Annotated in this window: 24 protein-coding genes; 15 read left to right on the top strand and 9 right to left on the bottom strand. The window is 70.9% G+C overall.

Annotated features, from left to right (window positions below; translation table 11 throughout):
• Positions 1 to 157: 157 nt before the first annotated feature.
• From GWK61_RS12940 to GWK61_RS12905, 8 genes are read left to right on the top strand one after another with little or no spacing between them, the layout of a single operon-like run.
• Positions 158 to 955 (top strand): GVDTG sorting domain-containing protein, encoded by a 798-nt coding sequence (locus GWK61_RS12940; RefSeq protein WP_194908589.1) that lies wholly within the window; start codon positions 158 to 160, stop codon positions 953 to 955.
• Between the two features lie 6 nt (positions 956 to 961).
• Positions 962 to 1,663, top strand: a complete 702-nt coding sequence (locus GWK61_RS12935) for a class F sortase (RefSeq protein WP_194908588.1) — start codon at positions 962 to 964, stop codon at positions 1,661 to 1,663.
• A gap of 19 nt (positions 1,664 to 1,682) precedes the next feature.
• The gene (locus tag GWK61_RS12930; protein WP_194908587.1) at positions 1,683 to 2,249 is read left to right on the top strand and encodes a hypothetical protein; all 567 of its coding nucleotides are present in this window, start codon (positions 1,683 to 1,685) and stop codon (positions 2,247 to 2,249) included.
• Between the two features lie 13 nt (positions 2,250 to 2,262).
• Entirely contained in the window at positions 2,263 to 2,682 is a 420-nt protein-coding gene (locus GWK61_RS12925) for a cupredoxin domain-containing protein (protein ID WP_194908586.1), read from the top strand.
• A gap of 10 nt (positions 2,683 to 2,692) precedes the next feature.
• A complete protein-coding gene (locus GWK61_RS12920; RefSeq protein WP_194908585.1) occupies positions 2,693 to 3,094 on the top strand; it encodes a hypothetical protein in 402 nt (133 codons plus the stop codon).
• Positions 3,094 to 3,711 carry a YcnI family copper-binding membrane protein gene (locus GWK61_RS12915; protein ID WP_194908584.1) on the top strand — a complete coding sequence of 206 codons (618 nt, stop codon included), beginning with the start codon at positions 3,094 to 3,096 and terminating at the stop codon, positions 3,709 to 3,711. The genes GWK61_RS12920 and GWK61_RS12915 overlap by 1 nt, the downstream gene beginning before the upstream one ends.
• A 10-nt stretch (positions 3,712 to 3,721) precedes the next feature.
• Complete coding sequence (locus GWK61_RS12910) at positions 3,722 to 5,419, top strand: copper resistance CopC/CopD family protein (protein ID WP_194908583.1); 1,698 nt, start codon at positions 3,722 to 3,724, stop codon at positions 5,417 to 5,419.
• A 29-nt stretch (positions 5,420 to 5,448) separates the two neighbouring features.
• Entirely contained in the window at positions 5,449 to 5,814 is a 366-nt protein-coding gene (locus GWK61_RS12905) for a hypothetical protein (RefSeq protein ID WP_194908582.1), read from the top strand.
• Here the strand turns inward: GWK61_RS12905 and GWK61_RS12900 are convergent, their stop codons facing one another.
• From GWK61_RS12900 to GWK61_RS12885, 4 genes are all read right to left on the bottom strand, one after another.
• On the bottom strand, positions 5,815 to 6,195 hold the full coding sequence (locus tag GWK61_RS12900) for a phospholipase (protein ID WP_194908581.1): 381 nt from the start codon (positions 6,193 to 6,195) through the stop codon (positions 5,815 to 5,817).
• Positions 6,192 to 7,583, bottom strand: a complete 1,392-nt coding sequence (locus GWK61_RS12895; RefSeq protein WP_194908580.1) for a DUF4331 domain-containing protein — start codon at positions 7,581 to 7,583, stop codon at positions 6,192 to 6,194. Before GWK61_RS12895 ends, GWK61_RS12900 begins: the two co-directional genes overlap by 4 nt.
• A 54-nt stretch (positions 7,584 to 7,637) precedes the next feature.
• Entirely contained in the window at positions 7,638 to 7,925 is a 288-nt protein-coding gene (locus GWK61_RS12890) for a twin-arginine translocation signal domain-containing protein (protein ID WP_194908579.1), read from the bottom strand.
• Between the two features lie 281 nt (positions 7,926 to 8,206).
• Positions 8,207 to 10,132, bottom strand: a complete 1,926-nt coding sequence (locus tag GWK61_RS12885) for a heavy metal translocating P-type ATPase (protein WP_194908578.1) — start codon at positions 10,130 to 10,132, stop codon at positions 8,207 to 8,209.
• Between the two features lie 103 nt (positions 10,133 to 10,235).
• On the opposite strand from GWK61_RS12885, the gene GWK61_RS12880 reads away from it, so the two are divergent.
• Positions 10,236 to 10,589 carry an ArsR/SmtB family transcription factor gene (locus tag GWK61_RS12880; protein ID WP_194908577.1) on the top strand — a complete coding sequence of 118 codons (354 nt, stop codon included), beginning with the start codon at positions 10,236 to 10,238 and terminating at the stop codon, positions 10,587 to 10,589.
• Between the two features lie 74 nt (positions 10,590 to 10,663).
• Here the strand turns inward: GWK61_RS12880 and GWK61_RS12875 are convergent, their stop codons facing one another.
• Together GWK61_RS12875 and GWK61_RS12870 are read right to left on the bottom strand one after the other, a co-directional pair.
• Positions 10,664 to 10,804, bottom strand: coding sequence for a hypothetical protein (locus GWK61_RS12875; protein ID WP_194908576.1), 141 nt, complete (start codon positions 10,802 to 10,804; stop codon positions 10,664 to 10,666).
• 286 nt (positions 10,805 to 11,090) lie between these two features.
• On the bottom strand, positions 11,091 to 11,345 hold the full coding sequence (locus GWK61_RS12870) for a hypothetical protein (RefSeq protein ID WP_194908575.1): 255 nt from the start codon (positions 11,343 to 11,345) through the stop codon (positions 11,091 to 11,093).
• A gap of 247 nt (positions 11,346 to 11,592) precedes the next feature.
• Between GWK61_RS12870 and GWK61_RS12865 the strand changes: the two genes are divergently transcribed.
• The 3 genes from GWK61_RS12865 to GWK61_RS12855 are packed head-to-tail and all read left to right on the top strand — an operon-like array spanning position 11,593 to position 14,002.
• The gene (locus tag GWK61_RS12865) at positions 11,593 to 12,111 is read left to right on the top strand and encodes a hypothetical protein (RefSeq protein ID WP_194908574.1); all 519 of its coding nucleotides are present in this window, start codon (positions 11,593 to 11,595) and stop codon (positions 12,109 to 12,111) included.
• A 23-nt stretch (positions 12,112 to 12,134) separates the two neighbouring features.
• Complete coding sequence (locus tag GWK61_RS12860) at positions 12,135 to 13,325, top strand: sensor histidine kinase (RefSeq protein WP_194908573.1); 1,191 nt, start codon at positions 12,135 to 12,137, stop codon at positions 13,323 to 13,325.
• The gene (locus GWK61_RS12855) at positions 13,322 to 14,002 is read left to right on the top strand and encodes a response regulator (protein ID WP_194908572.1); all 681 of its coding nucleotides are present in this window, start codon (positions 13,322 to 13,324) and stop codon (positions 14,000 to 14,002) included. The genes GWK61_RS12860 and GWK61_RS12855 overlap by 4 nt, the downstream gene beginning before the upstream one ends.
• A gap of 704 nt (positions 14,003 to 14,706) precedes the next feature.
• Here the strand turns inward: GWK61_RS12855 and GWK61_RS12850 are convergent.
• A complete protein-coding gene (locus GWK61_RS12850; RefSeq protein WP_194908571.1) occupies positions 14,707 to 17,616 on the bottom strand; it encodes a helix-turn-helix transcriptional regulator in 2,910 nt (969 codons plus the stop codon).
• A gap of 201 nt (positions 17,617 to 17,817) precedes the next feature.
• Between GWK61_RS12850 and GWK61_RS12845 the strand changes: the two genes are divergently transcribed.
• A complete protein-coding gene (locus GWK61_RS12845; RefSeq protein WP_194908570.1) occupies positions 17,818 to 18,582 on the top strand; it encodes an AfsR/SARP family transcriptional regulator in 765 nt (254 codons plus the stop codon).
• Positions 18,583 to 18,662: 80 nt separating this feature from the next.
• Here the strand turns inward: GWK61_RS12845 and GWK61_RS12840 are convergent, their stop codons facing one another.
• Together GWK61_RS12840 and GWK61_RS12835 are read right to left on the bottom strand one after the other, a co-directional pair.
• Positions 18,663 to 19,346, bottom strand: coding sequence for a response regulator (locus GWK61_RS12840; protein ID WP_194908569.1), 684 nt, complete (start codon positions 19,344 to 19,346; stop codon positions 18,663 to 18,665).
• Positions 19,343 to 20,542, bottom strand: a complete 1,200-nt coding sequence (locus GWK61_RS12835; protein WP_194908568.1) for a sensor histidine kinase — start codon at positions 20,540 to 20,542, stop codon at positions 19,343 to 19,345. The genes GWK61_RS12840 and GWK61_RS12835 overlap by 4 nt, the downstream gene beginning before the upstream one ends.
• A 143-nt stretch (positions 20,543 to 20,685) precedes the next feature.
• On the opposite strand from GWK61_RS12835, the gene GWK61_RS12830 reads away from it, so the two are divergent.
• Positions 20,686 to 21,432: an ABC transporter ATP-binding protein gene (locus GWK61_RS12830; protein WP_194908567.1), complete on the top strand. Its 747-nt coding sequence runs from the start codon at positions 20,686 to 20,688 to the stop codon at positions 21,430 to 21,432.
• Positions 21,433 to 21,514: 82 nt separating this feature from the next.
• On the top strand, positions 21,515 to 23,932 hold the full coding sequence (locus tag GWK61_RS12825) for an ABC transporter permease (RefSeq protein WP_194908566.1): 2,418 nt from the start codon (positions 21,515 to 21,517) through the stop codon (positions 23,930 to 23,932).
• Positions 23,933 to 24,136: the final 204 nt, after the last annotated feature.

Here is a 24,136-nt window from a genome sequence, read left to right as displayed (position 1 = left end):
CGGGCCGACCGCTCCGAATCACCCCCTGAAGGTCGAGCCGATGCGCTCCCAGACCCGACGCACATCGTCCTTCAGTCCCTGTTCCTCGTGGGCGGATCGCCCACCCGCAGATCAGAGACGTCATCCGGAGCTGAACCGCTAGCTGGAGGAGAGCACGATGACGCACCCGAAACGAACGACCAGGATCCTGGCGCTGGCCGCCGCCCCCGCGGCCCTGCTGGCGTTTCCGCTGGCCTTCACCGCATCGACGGCCAGTGCGCAGACGTCCGGCACCGCCACCTACATGGCGACGCTGAACCCGCTGAACCACGCCACCGGCTCCGGGACGCTGATGCTTCAGCTGAACGGTGACCAGGCGGTCGTCACCGAGAACGTGCAGGGGCTGGCCACGACCTTCATGGGCGCGGCCTATCCGCACGTCCAGCACATCCACATCGGTGCGGCCGGCACCTGCCCGACCGCCGCGGCCGACAAGAACGGCGACGGCGTGGTCAGCACCACCGAGGGCGCCTCGTTCTACGGCGGGATCGGTACCACGCTGAGCGTCAGCGGGGACACCAGCCCGGCGGCCGGCACCGACGTGAAGATCGCGCCGTCCGGCGGGTCGTACAGCTACTCGCGCACCGTCACCCTGGACTCGGCGACCGTGTCCTCGATCGAGGCCGGCAAGGCCGTGATCGTGGTCCACGGCCTGGACCCGACGACGCTCAGCGCCCAGGCGCAGGCCGAGCCCAGCGACCTGGTTCCGTCGCTGCCGCTGGCCGCGACCTCGCCGGCGCTGTGCGGCCCGCTCCAGGTGTCGCAGATGTCTTCGGTGCCCGGCGGCGGGGTGAACACCGGCGGCGGCGGGACCTCGGGTCTGCAGCAGCCGTGGATGTTCGCCACGAGCGCGGGCCTGGCGGCCACCGCCGGTGGCGCGTTGTACCTGCGGCGCCGGAACGCCGGCCAGAAGTAGGCAGTCATGTCCTGGCTGACAAGGCTGATCGGTAGTGGCCGCCGGCGTCTGCCGGCGTCGGCGGCCGCCGTCCTCCTGCTGGCTTCGGTGGGGACGCTGGTCGTGGGGCTGTCCGCGCAGCACCATCCGCCGCAGCCGCCGGCTTCGGCCGCGCTGCCGGCCTCCAGCGTGTCGACAACGCCCACTGTGCCGCCGTCGACGACGCCGCCTTCGGTGACACCGACGACGCCCCAGAAGCCGCCGGCCCCGGCAGCCACGCCGACCGCGATCAGCATCCCGGAGATCGGCGTGAACCACACGCTGATCCAACTCGGCCAGAACTCCGACGGCACCATCCAGACCCCGCCGCTGACCGAGCCCGAAGTCCCGGGCTGGTACCGCTACTCCCCGACTCCGGGCCAGGTGGGACCGGCGGTCATCGTCGGCCACATCGACGGCACCACCGGCGCCGAGGGCGTCTTCTACAACCTGGGCGCGCTGCGGCCCGGCGAGACCGTCGACGTCACGCGCAGCGACCACACCGTGGCCGTGTTCCGGATCGACGGCGTGAACAAGTACGCCAAGAGCTCGTTCCCGACCCTGACCGTCTACGGCAACACCACGAACCCGCAGCTCCGGCTGATCACCTGCGCCGGACCGTTCGAGAACCAGCACTACCTGGACGACATCGTCGTCTACGCCACCCTGACCGGGACCCACCCGGCCTGACCGGAGGGAGGAGGACATCATGAGGGCACTGAGACTCCTCGCCGCCGTCGCCGTGACGGCCGCGATGGCCGGCTGCGCGTCGGCGAAGGCCGCCGGCCCGGCTGCCCCGGCCGCACCCGCTCCCAGCACGTCGTCCACTGCTTCAACACCGGTCGGCCCGTCCGCGTCCGCGCTGATGGTCTGCGACACAGAGATCCAGAACGCCGTGGAGACGATCCTGGCCGCCACACCGGCCCCGACCACCACAGCCACCTGGACCGACCACCTCTACACCTGCACCTATCACCTCGGCTCCGGCACATTGGTGCTGTCGGTGAAGGAATCGCCGGACGCAGCGTCCGCGAACACCTACCTCTCCGCGCTCCAGCACCAACTGGGCTCCACCACGCCGCTCACCGGCAGCGAGGGCCTTGGGAACCCCGGCTTCCAGAACGCCGCCGGGAACGTGGTCGTCCTGAAGGACGACAAGACCCTGCACGTCGACGCCACCGGCCTGCCGGCGACGTCCGGCGCGAGCAAGCTCAGCCGCGCCGACGTGGCCTACGAGGTAACCACCGACATCCTCGGCTGCTGGACCGGCAAGTAGAAGGGAAAGCGCCATGACCAGAACCAGAACCCTGCGACGCGTCGCGGTCCCGGCCGCCGCGGTGATCCTCGCGGCTGCGGGCTGTTCGTCGACGACGAGCAGCAAGAGCAGCTCGCCGCCCGCGACGGCGCCGAGCACTGCACCGGCTACCACCCCGAGCACAGCACCGACGACAACGGCCGCCGCGCAGATCGTCATCGACAACTTCGCGTTCAGCCCGGCGAACCTCACCGTGCGTCCCGGGCAGACCATCACCGTCGTCAACCACGACTCCGTGACCCACACTCTGACGGCCGGCTCCGGCGCCGCCTTCGACACCGGCGCCCTCAACCCCGGCAAGTCGGCGACGATCACCGCCCCGACCACTCCCGGCGCGTACCCGTACGTCTGCACCATCCACGCCTCAATGCACGGCACCCTGACGGTCGGATAGGAGGCCCCTGATGACGGTCATCCCTGTCGCCCTGCGAACCGTCGCGGCCGCCGGCCTCGCGGTGGACGCCTATATCCACCTGAAGCTGGCGCACCGCTACGACCCGATCAGCTCATCCGTCGTCAGCCAGGGCACGCTGTTCCGCATCGAGGCGGGAGCCGCGATCGTCGCAGCGGTGCTGGTCGTGCTGTGGCGGCGCCGCGCCGGAGACGCGTTCGCCTGGCTGACCGCGGCCGCGGGCCTGGCGGCGATCCTGTTCTACCGCTACGCGAATCCCGGCGCCATCGGGCCGCTGCCCAACATGTACGAGCCGCTTTGGTACGCCGACAAAGTCTGGGCCCTGATCGGCCAAGGTGCCGCCGTAGTAGCTCTGACGCCTCTGGTCATGCGGAAACGGAAAGGAGAACCGTGATGTTGGGTCATCAGAGATCCTCGCGATCTAGAAAGCCGCTGGCAACCGTCCTCGCCGGCACGGCACTGTTCGTCTTCACCTCCGCCGGCCTGGCCTCCGCGCACGTCACCATTGGTCCGGACACCACAGCCAAAGGCGGCAGCGACGTCGAGCTGACCTTCCGCGTCCCGAACGAGGAAGCCGCGGCGAACACCACGAAGCTGGAGGTCGTCTTCCCCACCGACGGCACGGTCACACAGGTCGTCTCGGAACTCACCTGGAGCGGCGGCGCGCTGGCGCCGGGGCAGTACCAGGGCTTCCATGTCATGCTCGGCAAGCTGCCCGACGACACGAAACAACTCGTGTTCAAGGCCGTACAGACCTACACCAACGGCGATGTCGTGCGCTGGATCAATCTGGCCCAGGCCGGCCAGCCCGCACCCGACCACCCGGCTCCCCTGCTTGTTCTGACCAGCCCCAGTACTGGCTCCGGCACCACCGGCGCACAAACGCTGGGCGGCATCGGCGGCGTGGGCATCGGGGTCGGCGTGGCCGGTCTGGCTGTCGGCGCGTTCGGCATGTCCAAGGCCCGCCGCAAGTCCTCCGACTCCGCTCCCCCACCCACCCCCTCGGACTGAGGCGGTCCCTGTGCTCCGTCGGCTGCTGGTCCTCCCGGCCCTGGTCATCTGCCTGATCGTGCTGACGGCGCAGGCCGCGTTCGCCCACGCCACCGTCGTCGCGACCTCGCCCGGCGACGGGCAGACCGTCGCCGCGCCCCCGCACCAGGTGTCAGTAACCTTCGACGAGCCGGTGGCCCTGCAGTTCGGCGCGCTGCGCGTCTTCGCGCCGTCCGGTGCCCGAGTCGACGAGGGCAGCCCCACGCATCCGACCGGCCATGCCGACGAGGTCGCCGTCAACGTGGCGTCCGGGCTGAATCAAGGCACGTACACCGTGTCGTGGCGGGTCATCTCCGCGGACTCCCATCCGGTGCAGGGAGCCTTCACCTTCAACATCGGCCAAGCCTCCGCCTCCACGGTGAACTCCTCGACCCTGAATTCCTCCGGCAGCAAGACGGTCGGCGCGCTCTACGCAGTGGCACGCTTCGTGGCCTACGCCTCCTTCGCAATCCTGGTCGGCGCGGCGCTGTTCGTGTTCGCCTGGTGGCCCAAGGGCGCGCGCACCAAGGCGGTGCGGATCCTGTTGGCGTCGGCGTGGAGCGGACTCGCCGTAGCCACCGCCGGCGTGCTGGTTCTCCAGGGCCCCTATGGCGCCGGCTTCGGGATCGGCCGCGCGCTGGACACCGGCGTGCTGCGCACGACCTTGTCGACGCGCCTCGGCGAGGCGCTGTGGATCCGACTGGTTCTGCTAGCCCTCGCCGCCGCTTTGCTGGCCTGGCTTTTCGCCCGTCTTCAGGGTGCCTCCCGGCGGGCCCGGAAGCTGGCAGCCGCAGTAGGCGTCGTCCTGACCGTGGGAATCGCCGCGACGTGGGCCGTCTCCGGACACTCCGACACCGGCATCCAGGTGGCCCTCGCGATTCCGGTCGACATCACCCACCTGTGTGCGATGGCGGTCTGGCTCGGCGGCCTGACCATGCTGGCCGCGATCGTCCTGCGCCGCGGCGGACAGGGGACGCCGGGCGAGCGGGCCGAGATGGTACGCCGGTTCTCGCCGGTCGCGCTGTCCTGCGTGATCGTCCTCGTGGGGACCGGCACGTATCAAAGCTGGCGGCAGGTCGGCTCGCTGTCGGCGCTGACAGGTACCTCGTACGGGAAGTTGCTGTTGCTCAAGCTGCTCGGCGTCGCCTTGCTGATCGGCTTGGGCTATCTGGCGCGGACCTGGATCGCCCGACACCGCGAGGACCGAAATCCGGGGACCACCGACCGCGCCGCGATCTCCAGGCTGCGGCGTTCCGTAGCCGGCGAGGTCAGCGTGGGGATCTGTGTGCTCGCACTGACCGCGGCACTGGTCAACGCCCCGCCGGCGCGCACCGCTCACGCGGCCTCCGCCGGACCGGTCAGCGGCTCGGCCGCGTTCAACACCGGCGGCCCCGGCGGGACCGGCACCGTCCAGGTGACCGTCGACCCGGCGAAGACCGGCGCCGACACCATCCACCTCTACACCCTCGGCCCCACCGGCAAGCAGGAGCAGGTGCTGCAAGTCCAGGCGTCCTTCACGCTCGCCTCCCGCGCCGTGGGCCCGCTGCCGGTGACGCTGCGCAACGCTGGCGCCGGCCACCTGATCGGCAATGCCTCGCTGCCGCTGTCCGGCACCTGGCGGCTGGCCGTCACGGTACGCACCGACGACGTGGACGAGACGACCGTGCAGATCCCGGTCACCATCCGCTGAGAGACCACGACAAAGAAAGGAACACGACGATGTGCCATCTGCGAAGAACAACACGTACGCGCAAGGCGGCCTCCCGCAGCGCGCCGGACCGGTTGGTCCGGGAAGCCGAGGCCATCGTCCACGGCTCCTGGATCGCCCAGCTGGCCGAGCGCCGCGAGGAGATGGAGACGGCGCTGCGATGTGCAGCAGCACGCTGCGACACCGCGCAGCAAAGCCTGACCGCCGCTCAGCTCAGCGGCGACCCGCAGACAATCGCCAGATCGCGCCGCGATCTGGCGAAAGCCGTGGAGGCAGCCCGCAAGACCTCGCTCGCCTGGGAACGGACAAGCCATGTCCTCAGCGTCGAGGCCGGACTGTCTCCGCGCCGAGGAGTGGACCCTCGGCGCGGAGAGTGATCAGCTCTGCTCCGCTCCCTCTATTGCCGCTGCGCGCGAGAACGTGTGGGTGGTGATCTGTCCCCCGACGACGGTGATGGTCGCGTCGGGGGTGTCGGCGTCCCGCCAGATCGTGTAGCGGCCGGCTTCGAGGTCCGGGTAGACCGCGTCGTAGCGGGGGTTCGGGACGGTGTGGCGTTCGCGGACCATGCTGTGCGTGCGGCGAGCGTGCACGTGTTCGTCGCCGCCACTGCCGGCGCCACTATCCAGGTCGGCCCGGCTGATCTCGATCTCGGCGCCGAGCAGGCTCGCGTCGGCCTCCAGGATCAGAGCGCCGATGTTCTCCCCCAGGTTCAGCACGACGCTGCCGGCCGGGGAGGGACCGTGGATGTGCTCGCTCACTGGACGTTGTAGCCGCTGTAGGGGACGCCGAGGTACGGGAACGTCGGCAGGTACGACGGCAGACCCGGGACCGGCGGGGTGAAGTCGGTCACGACGCCCGCTGCCGCGTCGGGGGTGTAGGTGGCGACCAGGGGGTAGGTGACGCCGGCGATGGCGCGCAGTTCGATGGTGACGACGTCGTCGGCGACGCGCCGGCCGTTGGGGAATCCGGCGAGGTCGCCGCCCAGCAGGCCGAGGTTGTTGGGGTGGACCGCCGGCTTGATCGCCGTGTTCAGCCGCAGCATGTCGGCCTGCACGGTGCCGGTGTTGTTCTGGAAGCCGGGGATGATGCCCGACGGGATGCCGGTGAGCAGGATCGCCAGCAGGTCGGCCCGGGCGGTGCCGGCGGCGTCCAGCGCGGCCAGGTTCGGGAACACGCCCGGGTACAGGGCCGGCAGCAGCGAGGCCAGTTCGGGGTGCGCCACGTACTGCGCGAAGCGCTTGTCGTCGGCCGGCGGCAAGGCGTTCCACTCGTCCTTGCGCGCCATCGGCACCAGGACCTCGTTGAACAGCGGGCTGCCCAGCCGGGAGACCTGGACGAACGGGCCGTTCTCCGCGTCCCGGCCGGCCTCGACCTCGCGGACCGTGACCTTGCGCCGGGACGCGGTGGTCCAGACGCCGACCACCGCGCGCGGGTCGGCGACGTTGGTGCCGTGCCAGCCGTCGCGGGTCAGGTCGGTGATCGGCACCTGGATCGCGATGCTGTGCACGTTGAGCTGCGCGGTGGTGTTGACGCCCTGCTGCGCGTTCAGCGTCAGGCCGGGGATGTTGAAGGTGGTGTGCAGGTTCTGGAACGGCCGCAGATCGCCCAGGTCGAAGATCGACCCGAGGTCGACGTAGAAGCCCTCGGCGCGCTGACCGGCGAACACGGTGCGTCCGCCGCCCAGGTCGTGCACCGCGGCCTGGGCCAGGCCCGGGTAGTCGGGCGTGGACAGCGGCCCGATGTTGCACGGCGGGCAGGCCAGGCCCTGACCCAGCGTGGTGCAGCGGCCCCAGGCGTCGACGCGGGTGACCGAGTAGGTCTGGCGGCGGTTCCAGGAGGTGCTGTCCAGCGAGGTGATCGGGCCGGTGTTGTACAGGAACGTGTCCGGGTTGTGGACGGTGGTCCTGAACCGGAACTGGTAGGTCACGTCGGGACGGCCGTCGCCGGAGTGGTCGATGTGGATCTCGTACAGCACGTCGTCGCCGAACTCGTAGAAGTTCGGGCCGGCGGCCGGACCCTGCAGCGGCAGGTAGTTGGCGATCAGGGTGACGGTGTCCGGCGCGTTCGGGCTGACGAAGGCGTACAGGTCGGTGCTGTCGGCGACCGGGTCCTTGGAGATCTCGGGGGCTTCGCGGTGGGAGGACATCAGGGAGCCTCGCTTACTGGACGAAGTGGATGTGGGGAGGGACGGGTCGATCGGCTAGCGCGCGGCGGCGATGAGACGCGCGGCCAGTTCCTTGTCGCGGACCTGGATGTGGCGCTCGCCGACGTAGATGTCGAGCAGCCCGGCGCGCGCGTCGCGCACGTGGACCGTCATGGTCTCCTCGATCACGGGATGGACCGGCCCGCGCGCGCCGGGGTGGGTCGGCGCGGGCGCCGCCTCGGCCTGCGCGGTGCGCGGGGAGGCGAGCGTCACCGCACCGACGGCGGCGGCACCGGCCGCGCCCTTCACCACGCCTCGACGGGACACGAGGCCGGTTTGCTGCATGCCTGATTCCATGCCTGCCTACTTCCTGTGGAGAACCTGCGAGATATCTGTACCTTGTCAAAGAGTGATTCGATATCGCGATAGGACGCGGTCGAATCGGCTACGGCCGCCGGGCTGTCGCCGGGAACTCGACGGTGTTCTCGTCAGGGCTCGGCTGATGTCGGGTCGGCGTCCGAGTCCTGATGCTGCGTGTTCGGAGCCGGAGCGGATTCGGATTGGTCGGTGTTTTCGGGAGTCACCCATCTGCAGCAATCCGGCCGCAGGACCACAGATCACACCGGTCAGGCCGCAGTCCCGGCGCTCAGCGCCTTCTCCCACACACTCTTGCGCAGCAGTCGCAGGCCATTGAGTCCCACGACGACCGTCGAGCCCTCGTGCCCGAGCACGCCCAACGGCAGCGGGAGCGTGCCGGCCAGGTCCCAGGTCACCAGGCCGGCGATGATGGCGCCCGCGATCGCCAGGTTCGCGACCACGACGCGGCGCGCGCCCCGGGACAGGGCGATCGCCGCGGGGACGGTCGCCAGGTCGTCGCGCATCACCACGGCGTCGGCCGTGTCCAACGCGAGGTCCGAGCCGGCCCGGCCCATGGCGACGCCGGTGTGCGCGGCGGCCAGCGCCGGGGCGTCGTTGACGCCGTCGCCGACCAGCAGCACCCGCTCGCCTGCGGCCTCCCACTCGCGGACCGCGCTCACCTTGTCCTCGGGGAGCAGGCCGGCGCGGACGTCGGTGATGCCGACCTCGGCGGCCAGGCGGCGCGCGGCGGGGGCGTTGTCGCCGGTGAGGACGATCGGCGCGGTGCCGGTCAGCGCTGTGATCCTGGCGACCGTGCGGGCGGCGGCCGGGCGGACGCGGTCGGCGATGCCCAGCAGTCCGACCGGCGTGCCGTCGATGCGGACGACTGTGGCGGTCTGACCGGACTCCTGCATCGCGGTGACGGTGTTCGTGGTCGCGGTGTTCGTGGTCGCGGCACTCGTGGTCGCCGCGAGAAGGTACGCAGGACTCCCGACCTCAACGCGACGGCCCTCGATCAGGGCACTGACACCACGTCCCGGCGCGGCCGCGAAGTCCTCGGCGTGCGACAGCTCAAGGCCTGCGTCCTTGGCCGCGGTCACGACGGCGCGCGCAAGCGGATGCTCCGACAGGTTCTCGGCGGAGGCGGCGAGCGCCAGGATCTGCTTCTCGTCGTATCCGCTGCCTGGCAGGGCCGTGATCTCGGCGAGGCGCGGGCGTCCCTCGGTCAGCGTCCCAGTCTTGTCGAAGGCGATGCGGGTCGTGGTCCCGAGGTGTTCCATCACCACCGCGGACTTCACCAGCACGCCGTGGCGCCCGGCGTTGGCCATCGAGGCCAGCAGCGGCGGCATCGTGGCCAGCACCACCGCGCACGGCGAGGCGACGATCATGAAGGTCATCGCGCGCAGCAGGCTTGCCTGGAACGCGGCGCCGGCCAGCAGCGGGACGGCGAACAGCAGGAGCGTCGCGGCGACCATGCCGATCGAGTAGCGCTGTTCCACCTTCTCGATGAACAGCTGCGTCTTGGCCTTGGTGGCCGAGGCTTCCTCGACCATCGCCACGATCCGGGACACGACGGTGTCGGCGGCTGCTCGATCGACGCGCACGGTCAGCGCGCCGATGCCGTTGAGCGTGCCGGCGAACACCTCGTCGCCGGCGTTCTTCGCCACCGGCAGCGGTTCGCCGGTGATCGTGGCCTGATCCACGTCGGAGGCGCCGCCGATCACCTGGCCGTCGGCGGCGATCCGCTCGCCGGGCCGGACCAGGATGGTGTCGCCGACCTGAAGGGCGACGGCGTCCACGAGTTCTTCGGAGCCGTCGGCGGCGATCCGGGTGGCACGCTCGGGCGCCAGGTCCAGCAGCCCGCGGACGGCCTGCTCGGTGCGGTGGGTGGCGACCGCCTCCAGCGCGCCGGAGGTGGCGAAGATGACAATCAGCAGGGCACCGTCCAGGATCTGGCCGACGGCCGCCGCGCCCAACGCCGCGACCACCATCAGCAGGTCGACGTCCAGGGTCTTCTCCCGCAGCGCTCGCAACCCGGCCCAGCCCGGCTCCCAGCCGCCCGCGCCGTAGACGACGGCGTAGAGCGGGCCCCAGGCCCACGCGGGCGTCCCCGTCAGCTGCAACGGCAGCGCGACCAGGAACAGCAGCAGCGCCGCGGAGGCCCACCGGACCTCGGGGAGAGTGAAGGGAGACATCAGCGACAGGTCCTAGATCACGGCATGGCGGACGGTTCGACGGCCCCACCCTACAGGAACAAATGAATACTGGTTCATGTGTTCGCGCGGGTACACTGCGAGCATGGGTCATGGAGCTCCTCCCGCCGAAGCCGTACCGCGCGTCCGCCTGGACGCCGCCAGCGCGGCCCGGGTGGCGACCACGCTCCAGGCCCTCGCCACGCCGTCGCGCCTGCTGATCCTGGCCCGGCTGCGCGAGGGGCCGCTGGCCGCGACCGCGCTGGCCGCCGAGGTCGGCATGGAGCAGTCGGCCTGCTCCCACCAGCTGCGTCTGCTGCGGAACCTCGGGCTGGTCACCGCCGAACGCCGCGGCAAGTCGATGATCTACGCGCTCTACGACAACCACGTGGCCGAACTGCTCGACCAGGCCATCTACCACGCCGACCACCTGCGGATGGGTTTCACCGACCCGGCGTGACGGCGCAACAGCACGTCGGCGTCCCCCGAAGCGGGAGACGCCGACGGCCTAGCGCGGTCTAGTGGTCTAGTCGTCTACCACGGGTAGCAGATGGTCCCCACGTGGCAGGCCGGCTGCATCACGCCGGCCGACGCCGGGGCCGCGGTGACGACCGCGACCGCGAGCGCCGACGCGAGGATCGCGACCGCCGCGAACTTCCGGTAGGCCTTCTTCATCAGGTTCTCCCTTCATGGTGGCTGCATGGGGCACGGTCTAGGGGTATGTCAGGGTTCGAATGTCCGTGGGGCAATACGCAACATTACGTATCGAGTGCTTGAGACGGTCACGCCCAAAAACTCTCGCCGGCCTCCTGATGTGGGCGATCCTGGCGCTGGTGCTGCTCGCCGACGCCGACGCCGTCGACGTGATCGGCGTGATCGACGCGACCGTCACGAACGCTCAGCGTCCCGGCGGTCGCGCTGATGCCGCACAAGGCTGCGGCGGAACCGCAGGACTGAAGCCTCACACCCGCGCCGCCCGGCCGGCGAGCGAAGCGGTCCGCGTGAGCATCATCGCCAGGGCCATGAAGATCAGGGCGTCGGTGAGGGCGTCGGCGGTGATCTGGTTCGTCGACATCCAGCGGCCGAGCTGGTGCGGGAACCAGTGGACCGATCCGTAGGAGAAGGCCGCGCGGGCGCCGATCACGACGACCCAGACCGCCGCGTAGCCGAGTCCCGCGCGCGAGGCGGCCTTGCCGGTGCGGGGGCTGCGGTACACCGCGGTCTGGCTCGATGCGAGCAGGCCGAGGACCAGACCGGCGGCGGTCGCCGCGAGTTCGAGGACGAGGCCGGAGCCGGCCCCCTCGCGGTCGTCACAGCGCGGGTTGACTCCCGGTACTACGCCTGAGCTGCGCCGTTCAACCCGGGGGTCACCTCCTGGTGTGACGTCCCGCGATCCCCGCCTCCCTAGCGTTGGCAGCGCCGTCACCGAGGCCCAAGCAAGACCCACAACCGGGGAGAAGAAGATGGGCATCCTGGAAGTTCTGGCCGCGATCGCGATCGTCGCCTACGTCATCGCCCGCCAGTTCGTCGGCGAGACGCTGCGCGCCAAACGCGTCGTCGTCCTGCCCGCGATCCTGCTCGTCATCGGGATCTCGGGCCTGCACCACGGCGCCCGGCACTCGACCCCGACCGACTACGCCTGCATCTCGACCGGAGCCGCCGTCGCCGCGGCGATCGGGCTGGCCCAGGGCATCGTGATGCGCCTGGAGTCGCGCGACGACGTGCTATGGGGGCGCATGCCGAAGGCCGGTCTGTGGCTGTGGCTCGGCCTCGTCGTCTCGCGCCTGTTCTTCACCGCCGTTGCTGCTGGGCTGGACGCCAAGGTCGCCGCGTCCTCCGCCCCGATCCTCCTGACGCTCGGCGCCAACCGGCTCGCGATGGCGGGTGTGATCGTCCTGCGGGCGCAGTCGATGGGGATCCCGTTCGCGCCCGAAGGCGGCGCGGGCTCCCGCCTGACTTCGCGTCTGAACAGGCCGTCGTGACCCGGCACAGGTACTCTCCCGATGTGCTGCGCACCACCCAATGGCTGCTGAGGGCCGTCGCCGTCGTCGTGATCGGCGTCGAGACCCTCGCCTTCGGCCGCGACCGGAGTGCGGCGGCCGACACCGCGACCGCGACGGCGCTCGCAGTGTCCTGTATCGCCCTGGCGTTGTGGGCGCTGCTCGAAGCCCGCGGCGAGTTGCAGGCGCGCGGCGGGACTGTGCTGGCGCTGCTGTTGACTGTGATCGCGGTCGCCGCCGGGACCGTCTCGACGCAGCACGGCAGCTCCATGATCGGTGTCGTGCTGGTCGCGGTCGTCGCCGCCGGGACCCAGACGGAGCTCGCGACGAGCTGGTACATCGCCAGCGCTGCGGCTGTGGCGGTCGCGGGTGGCGGCCTGGCGATCGGCACGGGCACCGGCAGCGTTCTGGGCTACCTGCTGATCGTGCTGGTCTCGGTGCTCGCCGGACATCAGCGTCGCTCGTACCGGGTCCAGGCCGAGCAGTCGGCGCTGCTGCTCCAGCAGGTCGAACAGCTCCGCGCGGAGCAGCGGCGCGTCGCGGTTCTGGACGAGCGTGCTCGGATCGCGCGCGAGATCCATGATGTGCTGGCGCACTCGCTCGGGGCGCTGGGGATCCAGATTCAGGCGGCGCGGGCGTTGCTGGAGGATCACGACTGCGGCGATGGCGACGGCGACGGCAGCGTGGAACGGGCCGACGAGGTCCTGTCCGTAGCCCAGCGGATGGCGGGCGACGGCCTCACCGAGACCCGCCGCGCCGTCAACGCCCTGCGCACGGACACCGCCTCGCTGGACCGGCAACTCGCGACCATGGCGCAGGAACACCGCCGCCTCCACGGCAGCGCGGTGCGCCTCCGGATCGACGGCGACGATGCCCCGCTACAGTCGGAGCAGGCGCTCGCCGTCGCACGCGCCGCGCAGGAGTCGCTGACGAACGCCGCCAAGCACGCGCCCCACCAGGAGATCCAGATCGTCGTGCGGTACGAGGAAGACGCTGTGACGCTGACTGTCGCCAACGCGCTCGCGCCCGACGGCGCCGACGCGTCTCCAGCCGGATTCGCAACAGCCGGATTCGCGACCGTGAACGGCGGCTACGGCCTCACAGGAATGCGCGAACGCCTCCTGCTCCTCGGCGGGACCCTGACCGCGGGCATCGACGACGGCCGCTGGACCGTCGTCGCGAAGGTGCCCCGATGACCGATCCGCGGCCCGACGCCCCGCTGCGGATCGTGGTGGCCGACGACCAGGCGACCATCCGCGAGGGGCTGGTGCTGATGCTCGACCTGCTGCCGGACATCCAGGTCGTCGGCGCGGCGGCGGACGGCGAGCAGGCCATCGCCCAAGTCGCCGAGCACCGCCCCGACGCCATCCTGCTGGACCTGCACATGCCGGTCCTCGACGGGCTCGAAGTGACCCGGCGGCTGGCGGTCTCGCATCCGGAGGTGGCGATCGTCGTGCTGACGACGTACGCGAACGACACGTCGGTGCTCGATACGCTCCGCGCCGGAGCCCGCGCGTACTTGACCAAGAATGCCGACCGCAGGCATATCGCGCGGACTCTGCACAGCGCGGCCGACGGGCTGACGGTGCTGGACCCGCGGGTTCAGGAGATGCTGCTGTCCGCGACCTCTGCGACCTCCGCGGGTAGCAGGGCGGCAGCAGTTGCGGAGCCCGTGCTCACGGACGGGCTGACAGCGCGGGAAGGCGAGATCTTGACGCTGATGGCGCGCGGGTCGTCGAACTCTGAGATCGCGGCGATGCTCTTTCTGAGCGCCAACACCGTTAAGACGCATATCAACCGGATCTTCGCCAAGACTGGTTCGCGTGACCGGGTTGCTGCGATCCGGTATGCGCAGCGGCATGGTCTCGAGTGAGGAGGGGCGGTGATGAAGGGCGTTGATGAAGGGCGGTCCTGGTCTGGGTGACGGGTGGGGTGTGCGGGTGCGCGGTAGGTTTCCGCGGTGCGGTTGGGCTGTGGTTTACAGGCGGTTTTTTGACGGCTTCGCGCATGGTTTGATGACCTCGCAGGGGGACGCAGTTCGGTTGAGCGTCGCAGGTCACGCTGGCGGCCGGCGGTTTTCGCGAACACGACCGCGCACTGGTCCGAGTCTGTGCATGGTGCGCTGCCGGCTGGCGGTTTTCGCGTGCACGACCTCGCATGAGTCTGAGTCACTGCGCATGCGTCATGCGGGCGGGTGGCGGCCGCGTTTGGTGGGTGCGTTGAGGCCTCTGGCGGGCCTCCTCGACGAGGGGGCGACCCGCGCGACCTGCTTGATGCCGCCGGCCCGCGACTGTTCGGCTTTCTATCACGCTGTTGCCTGCGTCGCGTTGTCTGCTGGCGGTGCTGCTTGTGGTCGCCGAGGTTCTGGGTCCCTCGCCGCGTCATCGCCGTAAACGGAACCAGCCCGGTTTGGCGGAATCAAGCCGCACCCCTGCTGCTGTGGTCCAGCTCCGTCCGGCTTGACACCGCCAAACCGGGCAGGTTGGCTGCGCCCGCTGACGCGGCGAGGGACCCAGAACCAACACCCCGCATGGTCCGGTCGGACCCACGAACAGCACCACCGGCCACGCTGACCCGTCACCGCCCCATGTCGTCGGCCGCCTCGCTCCCGCCCCGGTTCCCGATGATCCGGGGCAGCTCCCCTCGCGATGACACTCCGAGGCGGCGGTACACGCGCCCCAGGTGCGCCTCGACGGTTCGCGGGCTCAGGAATAGGCGCTGCGCTATCTCCCGCGAGCGCAGGCCGGCGGCGGCTAGGGCTGCGATCTCGCGTTCGCGGTCGCTGAGCATGCCGAGTGGTCCGGCTGCGGCATCGTCGTCGGCGGCGTCGGCGTCCTCCGCGCGCATCGGCGTGCCGTCGTCGCGCGCCACGGTCTCCAGCTCGGCGCGCGCGCGGGCCGTGTCCTCCTGCACCCACAGTGCGCCGAGCGCGTCCGCCGCCGCCGATGCCGCGTCCAGCCAGACCAGCGCGGCGTCGTGGCCTTGGGCCGCGTCGGCTGCGGCTGCGCCCATCGCCTGGGTCCAGGCGCGCTGGATCGGCATGCCGGCCCGCTCGAAGCGGTCTGCGGACTGCTCGAAGACGTCCACGGCGAGGTCGGGGCGGCCGTCGGCCAGGTGCAGTGCTGCGCGGGCGCGCATCGCGCTCGCGGTCTGGCCGGTCAGGCCGAGGCGGGATGCGGCGGCTTCGGCGTCCTCGGTCCAGCCGCGCGCCGCCGGCAGGTCGCCGAGGCGCAGAGCGGCCATGGCCATCAGGGCCTTGAGTGAGGGTTCGAGTGCGGGCTGCGCGACCGCGACGTCCTGGCCGTCGGCGCGCTCCAGCATGGTGCGCAGGGCGCCGTCGGGGTCGCCGCCGAGCAGCTGCACCTGGGCCGCCAGGCCGAGTGCGCTCAGGGCCCACCAGCTGCGGTGCGTCTCGACGTCGGCGATGGCGGACTCGACGAGCGTCAGGATCTCGCCGAGGTCGCGGCGGCCGTGGGTCCAGATCATCGCCGATGCGCGGATCGCCTTGGCCAGGCCGACGCCTTCCTGGGATCCGACTGCGGCCGCGAGCTGTTCGGCCTGAACGGCCCACTCCGTGGCCGTCTCCAGTCGGCCGGTGAACAGGTCGACGCTGCCGATGCACAGCAGCTGGTGCAGGACCACGTGCAGCTGAGTGCCGCCGCCGGCGACCTTCAGTCCGCGCTTCACGTGCCGGGAGGCGTCCTCGAACCGCTCAAGGTAGAGCTCTGCGACGCCGAGTGTCACGAACATCTCAGGAGCCTGACCCGCTTGGGGATCGGCCAGCGCGTCGACCGCGCCGGTGCACAGGCGCACCCCTTCCAGGGCGACGGCGACGTCTCCGACGTAAGCGTCCTGACATACGGCCAGGCAGCGGATCGCGATCTCCGTCGTGTGCTGGGGACGGACGGTGGTGTCCACCGCAGAGCGGATCATCGCGCGCGCCTGGATGTGGTCCCCGCGCAGCGACTGCACCAGCGCGTACTCATAGACCATCATCACGGCTTCCATCGGCAGCGCGCCGTCTTCGCGCAGGGCCGGCAGGAGCCCCAACGCCGTGGCGGCGATGGCCTCGGCCTCGGAGTACCGGCACAGCAGCCGCTCGACGTCCGCCGCGGCCCCGTACGCCCGGAGCGCGAGCTGCCACGGCAGGTCCGCGACGCGGCCCAGCACCTCGTGGACCAGGGTCCTGGCCTCGTCCAGCCGCCCCACCGCGATCAGCGCGCGGCAGCGCAGGATCTCCGTCTCGGCACGCTCCTGGCCGCCGTGCGGGATGTGGTCGAGCGCCAGGCCCGACCAGTGCGCCGCGGCGGCCGGATCGCTCGCCACCACCTCGGCGGCGGCCCGGGCCAGGATCGGCGCGGCGGTCGCGGAGTCGGTGCCCAGCAGGTGCTCGGCGTGCCGGGCCAGCACCGAGGCGGCGACCTGCCGCGCGGAGAGCAGGTCCAGGGCGCGCCGGTGTCCCGCCGACTGTTCGGACAGGCTGGAGTGCTCGTGGGCGACGTGCGCCAGCACCGGGTCGCGGAACGTGAACTCGCCGTTGCCGCGCCGCCTGATCAGGTCGGCCTGCGACAGCTCGCCGAGGGCGGTCAGGACGCGGTCGGCCTGGAGCGCGCTGACCTCCGTGACGTCGCCGGGCCGGAACGGGTCGCCCAGGATCGCGGCGGCGCGCAGCACCGCACCGGCTTCCGGCGAGAGCAGGTCGAGTTCGGAGGTCAGCGCCGCGGCCTCGCGCAGCAGTCCGCCCGGGTCGCCGCCGGCCTGGAACGGCCACAGCACCGGGTCCCAGCCGGCGGCCAGCAGGATCCTGAGATTGCGCGGGCTGCCGCCGGCCGCGTCGCCGAGCCGGCGGTCGTGGATGTCGTCGTTCCCGGCGGCGTGCGCCGCCGAGGCGCCGACCCAGCGGCCGGCGAGCCCCCGCATGGAGTCCGCGTTCAGCGGTGAGAGCACGACGCGGGTCACGGTCCCGATGCGGACGCCGTCGTCCAGGGCGTCCAGCAGCGCCGGGTTCGTCTGCCGCGGACGGTGCGACACGACCAGCAGGAACGGCCCCGGCACCGGATTGCGGACCAGCCGCATGGCGATCTCGACCGACATCGGGTCGCACCACTGCGCGTCGTCGAGCAGCACCGCGCCGCCGGGCCCGGTTGCCCAGGCGGTGGCGAGCGTTCGGGCCGCCTGCGGGTCTAAAGCGCCGCCGAGGTCCACGGCGCTCAGCTCCGGATGTTCCTCCCAGGCGCTGCGGAAGATCTGGCCGGGGGCGGCATCGCCCCGGACCGCGTGCCCGCGGGCCAGCCGCGCGCCGGATCCGGTGACCAGGCCCGCGAGGACGGCCAGCAGGCTGGTCTTCCCCATTCCGGGATCGCCGACGATCTCCAGGATGGTCCCGCGCCCCGAGCGCAGCAGGCTCACGACCTGCTCCAGACGCGCGACCTCGGCGTCCCGTTCCACTAGTGGCCCGTCGAAGCGCGAGGGGCTGATGAGTGGCATCGACACAAGGTAAGACTCTCCAATTCTGGGAGCCGGTACTCCATGCGGTGCTTGCCGAATGGTGAATGTTTCCACCGATCGCGGACCGCCGCCTTCGTCAGGCCCTTGAGCAGGCCCTTGACCAGGCGATGTTATCCGGATCTTAGCCCGGTGGGAGGGCGACCGGCGAGGCTGGGGGCTCCACCACACGGGGAGTTGGCTATGCGGTTCAGGCTTCTTGGTCCGTTGGAAGTCATCGACGTCGCCGGTCGATGGCAGCCCGTCGCAGGTCCCCGGCAGCGGATCCTGCTGGCGACGCTGCTTCTGCACTCCAACACCCCGGTCTCCGTGGATCAGCTCGCTGAGACGGTGTGGGACGGCGTGCCGCCGGCCGGCTACGCGCAGACGTTGCGCAGCCACGTCATGCGTCTGCGCCGCAGCCTGCAAGAACAGGACGCGGCGCGCCTGCAAACCCGGGCGCCCGGGTACACGCTTGAGGTTCCGGAGTCCGAGCTCGACACGCATCGCTTCGAGAGCCTGTGCCGCGAGGCCGGCGAACAGCTGCGCGCCAGCGCGTGGAGCAAGGTCGACGACACGACGGAGCGGGCTTTGGGGCTGTGGCGTGCGCAGCCGCTGTTGGACGTGTCGTCGCAGCTGCTCTCCAGGACCGTGGTGCCGCGCTTGGAGTACTTGCGGCTCCAACTGCTGGAGTTCCGCTTCGAGGCGGCACTGCGGCTGGGACGGGATCACGTGCTGGTGCCTCAGCTCCAGTCGCTCGTGGCGGTTCATCCGCTGCACGAACGCTTCCACGCGCAGCTGATGCTGTCGCTGTCCCGGACGGGACGTCGCGTCGAGGCGCTGGACGCGTACCGGACGGCGCGGCGCATCCTCATCGACGAGCTCGGCGTGGAGCCGGGGCCGGAGATGGCGCGGGTACATCAGAGCATTCTCTGCGGGGACGATCCGGTGTTCGGGCGGGCGGCCTGATCGCTAGCCGGCGGTGAGCTTCTTGGTACGGGTCCGCTTGGCCCCGGTTGTTCTTCTGATCCTGCCTCTACCGTCTCCCCCTACCGTCTGCGCGGCACGAGTCCGGTGTCGAAGGCGATGATCGCCAGGTGGACGCGGTCCCGGGCCTCGAGTTTGGCGAACAGCCGCGCGACATGGGTCTTCGCGGTCGCCGCGCTGATCACCAGCCGGTCGGCGATCTCAGTGTTCGACAGTCCCTGTCCGACCAGGGCCAGCACCTCGCGCTCGCGGTCGGTGATCCCGGCGATGGGACTGGAGTCCGCGGAGAGTCCGGCGTCCGGTTCGGGGGCCGCGGGGCCGGAGGTTCCGGCGAAGTCCGCAATCAGCCGTCGGGTCACGCTCGGCGCGAGCAGCGCGTCGCCGGCGGCCACCACGCGGATCGCGTCCAAGATCGCGTCCAGGGCCATGCTCTTGAGTAGGAATCCGCTGGCCCCGGCGCGCAGTGCGCCGTAGACGTACTCGTCGTCGTCGAAGGTCGTCAGCACCAGCACCTTGGGCGGGTCCGGCTCGGCGGTCGCCTGCCGGGTCGCCTCGATCCCGTCCATGCCCGGCATCCGGATGTCCATCACCACGACGTCCGGCCGCAGTGCACGCACCAGGCGCACCGCCTCGCGGCCGTCGCCGGCCTGGCCGACCACCTCCAAGTCTTCGGTGTCGCCGATCAGGATCCCGAGGCCGACCAGCATCAGCGGCTGGTCATCGACCAGCAGCACCCGCACGCTCATGCCGGGAGGCTCGCGGTCACCCGGAACCCGCCCTCCGGACGCCGGCCCGCACTGAACTGGCCGGACAGCAGCGTCACCCGCTCGCGCATGCCGAGCAGGCCGAAGCCGCTGCCCCCGGCCCCCGCCGCGAACCTCGGACGCCCCGGGCCGCTGAGACTGTCGTCCCCGTCGTCCACCACTTCGATCCTCACTCCTGTCGGCTCGTAGCCGACCGCGACCCGGCAGGTCCGCGCCCCGGAATGCCGCACCACGTTCGTCACCGACTCCTGGATGATCCGGAACGCCGACAACTCGATCTCCGGCGGCAGTGGACGTTGCTCGCCCCGCCAGCTCACGTGGACCCGCACCCCGGCGTCGGCCGTGCGTTCGGCCAGCAGCGGGACGTCGGCCAGGCTGCCGGCCGGCGCCAGCGGAGCAGCCTGCGCCATGGCGTCGTCAGGCTCGGCCCGACGCAACGCCCCGAGCATACGTTGCAGCTCCAGCAGCGTCTCGCGGCTGGTGGTCTCGATGCCGCGCAGCGCCTGCCGCGTCTGCTCAGGCTTGGTCTCCACCACCCGCGCCGCCGCCCCCGACAGCACCGTGATGATCCCGATACTGTGCGCGACACTGTCATGCAGCTCACGGGCGATCCGCAGCCGCTCAGCCATCACGACGCGCGCCTCGGTCTGCTCCTGCAGGGCTCCGAGGTATTCACGGCGTTTGCGGTACACCCCTCCGAAGACCCACGCGACCGCGAACCACAACGCGAACTGCCCGGCCCACTGGGCCGCGCCGCCGACGGACTGCCCGTGGACGTGCACGTCGTTGACGAACACGATCGCGACGCCCGCGACGGAGCCGACGGCGGCAACCTTCGGCCGCCGGGCCGCGACGTACCCGCTCAAAGCAACGAGCAGGATCAACATGGCCAAAGGCCGCGCGCCGAAAATGTCGCCGAGGACCGCTTCGCCCAGGACCGCCGCGAAGACGGCCGCCGGCAGACGGCGCACCAGCAGGATCGGCAGGGCGAGCACGACGCACAGACCGATCGTCTGGAAGTGCCCGAGGGCGGGGAACCGGAACAGGCCGGCGTTGGGGCTCGGCGTCGTCAAGGGGAGCATCAGCGCGTACAAGCAGGCGGTGGCCAGCACCCCGGCCTGTGACGTCAGCCAGGTCACGCGCTTCGATGTCGAGAGACGCTGGAGAAGCTCTTCCATACGCCTGATCGTATTCAGTGGCGTCGGCTCTGCGCGTCGCCCCGGGGGTGTACGCCCGATACGCCCCCGGGGCGATGGCCTGGGAAGAGGTGACATCCGCCGGCCGACGCGGCGGATCGTGGCGCGTTCCTAGGTTCATGGTCATGACGAACGCACCGATGATCGATCTTCGCGGCACGACGAAGAAGTACGACGATGGCCCGCCCGCACTGGCCGGCGTCACCTTGTCCGTGGCGGCCGGCGAGTGCGTGGCGATCCTCGGCCATTCCGGCAGCGGCAAGTCCACGCTGCTGAACCTGATCGCCGGCCTGGACAGGCCCTCCAGCGGCACCGTGACCGTCGCCGGCACCCGCGTCGACCAGCTCGGGGAGGCCGGTTCGGCGAAGTACCGCCGGGCCTCGGTCGGCATGATCTTCCAGTTCTTCAACCTGCTGGACGACCTGACCGTCCTGGACAACGTCATGGTTCCGGCGCAGCTGGCCGGGATGGGCAAGGGCGATGCGAAGCGGCGGGCCGCCGAGCTGCTCGGCTCGTTGGGCATCGACCGGCATGCCGGGGCTTACCCGGCACGGCTGTCCGGCGGGCAACGGCAGCGGGCGGCGGCGGCCCGGGCGCTGATGAACAAGCCGGCGCTGCTGCTGGCCGACGAGCCCACCGGCGCTCTGGACTCCAGCTCGGCCGAAGACGTGCGCCGGCTGCTGCTGGACCTGAACCGCGAGGGCCAGACCATCCTGCTGGTCACCCACGACGTGCAGCTGGCCGCTAGCACCGCGCACCGGACGATCGAGCTGGTCGACGGCGCGGTCGAGCGGGACGTCATCAACGACGGCAGCGGTGCCGGCTTGGCCGCCCGCACGCCGCTGGCCCGTCCGGCGGGAGAGGTCGGATGACGCTGCGCAAGCCGCCGATGCCCCGGCGCCTGTTCGAGGCCGGATTCCGGGCCGTGGCCCGCCTGCTGCTGGCGGTGAGCCGGTGAGCGCCCTGGGCAAGGTCGTACGCTCCGGCGTGGGCCGGCGCCGCGTGCAGTCTTTCGTCATGGCCCTGACGACGTTTGCTGCCGTCACCTCCTCGGTGCTGTCGCTCGGTCTGCTGGCTGTCGTACAGGCTCCGTTCGAGCACGCCTTCAAGGCCCGGAACGGGGCGCATCTGGCGGTCCAGTTCGACAGCTCGAAGGTCACGGCCGCGCGGGCCGCCGCCACCGCGCACGTCGCCGGCGTCACCGAGGCGGCCGGGCCGTACCCGGTCGCCGCCGCCCTGGACACGACGATCGGCATGGACTGCACCACGAAGGATTGGGCCGGTCACGACAACGGTCCGATCACCGTCACCACTCGGCCCGACCTGGGCAGCACCTCCGGGATGGACCAGCTGGCGCTGACCCGGGGGCGGTGGCCGACGAGCCCGGGCGAGATCGCCCTGCCGTGGCAGCAGTACGCCACCGACTGCTTCGGCGATTCGGTGGTGTTCTCCTCCCTGCCGGGCACGCCGTCGTTCAAGGTCGTCGGCTTCGCCAACTCCGTGACCAGCAGCGCGACCGCCTTCGCCACCGCCGACGGTTTCGCGCGGCTCACCGCTGGCGGCGCCAAGTCCGACGAGCAGATGCTCTATCGGTTCGCCAAAGCCGGGACCGCCGCCGACATCGCCGCCGACAAGCAGGCGGTAGCCGCCGCCGCGCCGGCTGGCGCGGTCGAGAGCGGACAGTCGTACCTGACCGCGGAGCAGCAGGCCGGCGGCAACGCCAGGGCCTACGTGCCGTTCCTGGTCGGCTTCGGGATCCTCGGGCTGTTCATGGCGGTGCTGATCATCTCGATCGTGGTCAGCGGGGCCGTGGCCTCGGGAATCCGGCGCATCGGGATTCTGAAGTCGTTGGGCTTCACCCCTTTGCAGGTGGCCCGTGCCTACGTCGCGCAGGCCATGATCCCGGCGACACTCGGCGTGGTGCTCGGCACGGCTTTCGGCAACCTCCTGGCTGTGCCGATCCTGGGCGGGGCCACCAAGCAGCTCGGCGCGGCCAGCGCGGCCAGTGCCACGATCCCGTTGTGGGTCAGCGCCGTGGTCCTGCTGGGAACCCTGCTGATCGTCGGCGTCACGGCTTTGATCCCGGCACTGCGGGCCGGCCGGATGCCGACGGTGCGGGCTCTAGTGGTCGGCCGCGCCCCCAAGGCCGGGGGCGGTCAGGCGGCGCAGCGTCTGGCCTCGCGGCTGCCGCTGCCCCGGGCCGTGTCGTTGGGGCTGGCCCAGCCGTTCGCCCGGTCGGCCCGGGCCGTGGTGGTCGGTGCGGCGGTGCTGTTCGGCGTGGTGAGTGCCACGTTCGCGGTGGGGCTGGAGACCGGGTTCAACAAGTACCTGGACGCCACCACCTCAGGCTTCAACGTCGGGTCGGACATCGTGATACCCACAGCCGACGTGGGCGTGCCCTGGGGTCTCTACGGCCCCAACGACCCGCGCAACCCGCACCTGGACGCCGCCAAGGTGGCCGCCGCGCTCGCCGAGATCCCGGGCACGAAGACCGCGTTCGGCTGGGGCGACAGCGGCGCGACCATTGTCGGCGCCCCGCCCGGCGGCGAAACGCCGAGGGTGTTCACGGTCACCGGCGACTTCTCCTGGACGCACCTGGAGGTGCTGTCCGGCCGCTGGTACTCGGCGCCGGGCGAGGCCGTCGTCGGCGACAAGCTGGCCTCGGCGGTGGGGATCCACGTCGGTGACAACGTCACCGTGGCGAAGCAGAACAAGCAACTGACGCTGAAAGTCGTCGGCATCAACTACGACACCAACGTGGGCGACTACACGGTCATGACGGACGCGGCCACCTTCACCGCCGCCGGACTGACCCCGCACATCGACCAGTTCAACATCGAGCTGGCCTCGAACGTCAACGGAAAGGACTGGTCCGCCTCGGCCGCCGCCGCGCTGACCCCGCTGAACGCCTCGGTCCAGTCGAACTCGGACGGGGGCAAGAACATCGTGATGATCACCATGGGCACCCTGGTGGCCATCCTCACGCTGATGCTGATGGCGGTCGCCGCGCTCGGAGTGCTGAGCATGGTGGTGCAGGACACCCGCGAGCGGGCTCATGATCTGGGGATCTTCAAGGCCCTCGGGATGACCCCCAAACAGACCATCGCGATGGTCCTGACCTCGGTGACCCTCACCGGCCTGATCGCGGGGCTGATCGGGGTCCCGCTCGGGGTCGCGGTGGAGAAGGCGACGCTGACCCCGATGGGCAACGCGATCGGCCGGCACCTGCCACCGAGCGTGACCCACACCTACACCGCCGGGCTGCTCATCCCCCTGCTGGCCGGCGGGATCGTGATCGCCCTGCTCGGGGCACTGCTGCCGGCCGGCTGGGCGGCCCGGTCCCGGACCGCCACCGCGCTGCGGACCGAGTAGGACCGAGTAGACCGAGCAGGACCGAGCAGAGCCGCCGGTCGCCGCGGCAAAAGCGGTGCTGGGCACTGCACGGCGCGGCAAGAACGCCGATGCCGACCTCCCCCGGTTGATACGTCGGGAGGTCGGCATTCCGGCGTTTTCCCTTAGCATCAGCCATTTTCTAGATGGTGGATCTTCATTAAGAACCGCACCCACTGAATGCCA

The organism is Catenulispora rubra, from assembly GCF_015356825.1.
GTDB lineage: Bacteria > Actinomycetota > Actinomycetes > Streptomycetales > Catenulisporaceae > Catenulispora > Catenulispora rubra.
This window is presented reverse-complemented; position numbering and strand designations above follow the sequence as displayed.

Coding starts and splice junctions, on each gene's coding strand:
- GWK61_RS12855 (WP_194908572.1), top strand. CDS start 13,322: ATGACCGATCCGCGGCCCGACGCCCCGCTGCGGATCGTGGTGGCCGAC.
- GWK61_RS12875 (WP_194908576.1), bottom strand. CDS start 10,804: ATGAAGAAGGCCTACCGGAAGTTCGCGGCGGTCGCGATCCTCGCGTCG.
- GWK61_RS12880 (WP_194908577.1), top strand. CDS start 10,236: ATGGGTCATGGAGCTCCTCCCGCCGAAGCCGTACCGCGCGTCCGCCTG.
- GWK61_RS12865 (WP_194908574.1), top strand. CDS start 11,593: ATGGGCATCCTGGAAGTTCTGGCCGCGATCGCGATCGTCGCCTACGTC.
- GWK61_RS12830 (WP_194908567.1), top strand. CDS start 20,686: ATGACGAACGCACCGATGATCGATCTTCGCGGCACGACGAAGAAGTAC.
- GWK61_RS12890 (WP_194908579.1), bottom strand. CDS start 7,925: ATGCAGCAAACCGGCCTCGTGTCCCGTCGAGGCGTGGTGAAGGGCGCG.
- GWK61_RS12940 (WP_194908589.1), top strand. CDS start 158: ATGACGCACCCGAAACGAACGACCAGGATCCTGGCGCTGGCCGCCGCC.
- GWK61_RS12835 (WP_194908568.1), bottom strand. CDS start 20,542: ATGGAAGAGCTTCTCCAGCGTCTCTCGACATCGAAGCGCGTGACCTGG.
- GWK61_RS12915 (WP_194908584.1), top strand. CDS start 3,094: ATGTTGGGTCATCAGAGATCCTCGCGATCTAGAAAGCCGCTGGCAACC.
- GWK61_RS12920 (WP_194908585.1), top strand. CDS start 2,693: ATGACGGTCATCCCTGTCGCCCTGCGAACCGTCGCGGCCGCCGGCCTC.
- GWK61_RS12840 (WP_194908569.1), bottom strand. CDS start 19,346: ATGAGCGTGCGGGTGCTGCTGGTCGATGACCAGCCGCTGATGCTGGTC.
- GWK61_RS12885 (WP_194908578.1), bottom strand. CDS start 10,132: ATGTCTCCCTTCACTCTCCCCGAGGTCCGGTGGGCCTCCGCGGCGCTG.
- GWK61_RS12905 (WP_194908582.1), top strand. CDS start 5,449: ATGTGCCATCTGCGAAGAACAACACGTACGCGCAAGGCGGCCTCCCGC.
- GWK61_RS12895 (WP_194908580.1), bottom strand. CDS start 7,583: ATGTCCTCCCACCGCGAAGCCCCCGAGATCTCCAAGGACCCGGTCGCC.
- GWK61_RS12925 (WP_194908586.1), top strand. CDS start 2,263: ATGACCAGAACCAGAACCCTGCGACGCGTCGCGGTCCCGGCCGCCGCG.
- GWK61_RS12930 (WP_194908587.1), top strand. CDS start 1,683: ATGAGGGCACTGAGACTCCTCGCCGCCGTCGCCGTGACGGCCGCGATG.
- GWK61_RS12845 (WP_194908570.1), top strand. CDS start 17,818: ATGCGGTTCAGGCTTCTTGGTCCGTTGGAAGTCATCGACGTCGCCGGT.
- GWK61_RS12850 (WP_194908571.1), bottom strand. CDS start 17,616: ATGCCACTCATCAGCCCCTCGCGCTTCGACGGGCCACTAGTGGAACGG.
- GWK61_RS12935 (WP_194908588.1), top strand. CDS start 962: ATGTCCTGGCTGACAAGGCTGATCGGTAGTGGCCGCCGGCGTCTGCCG.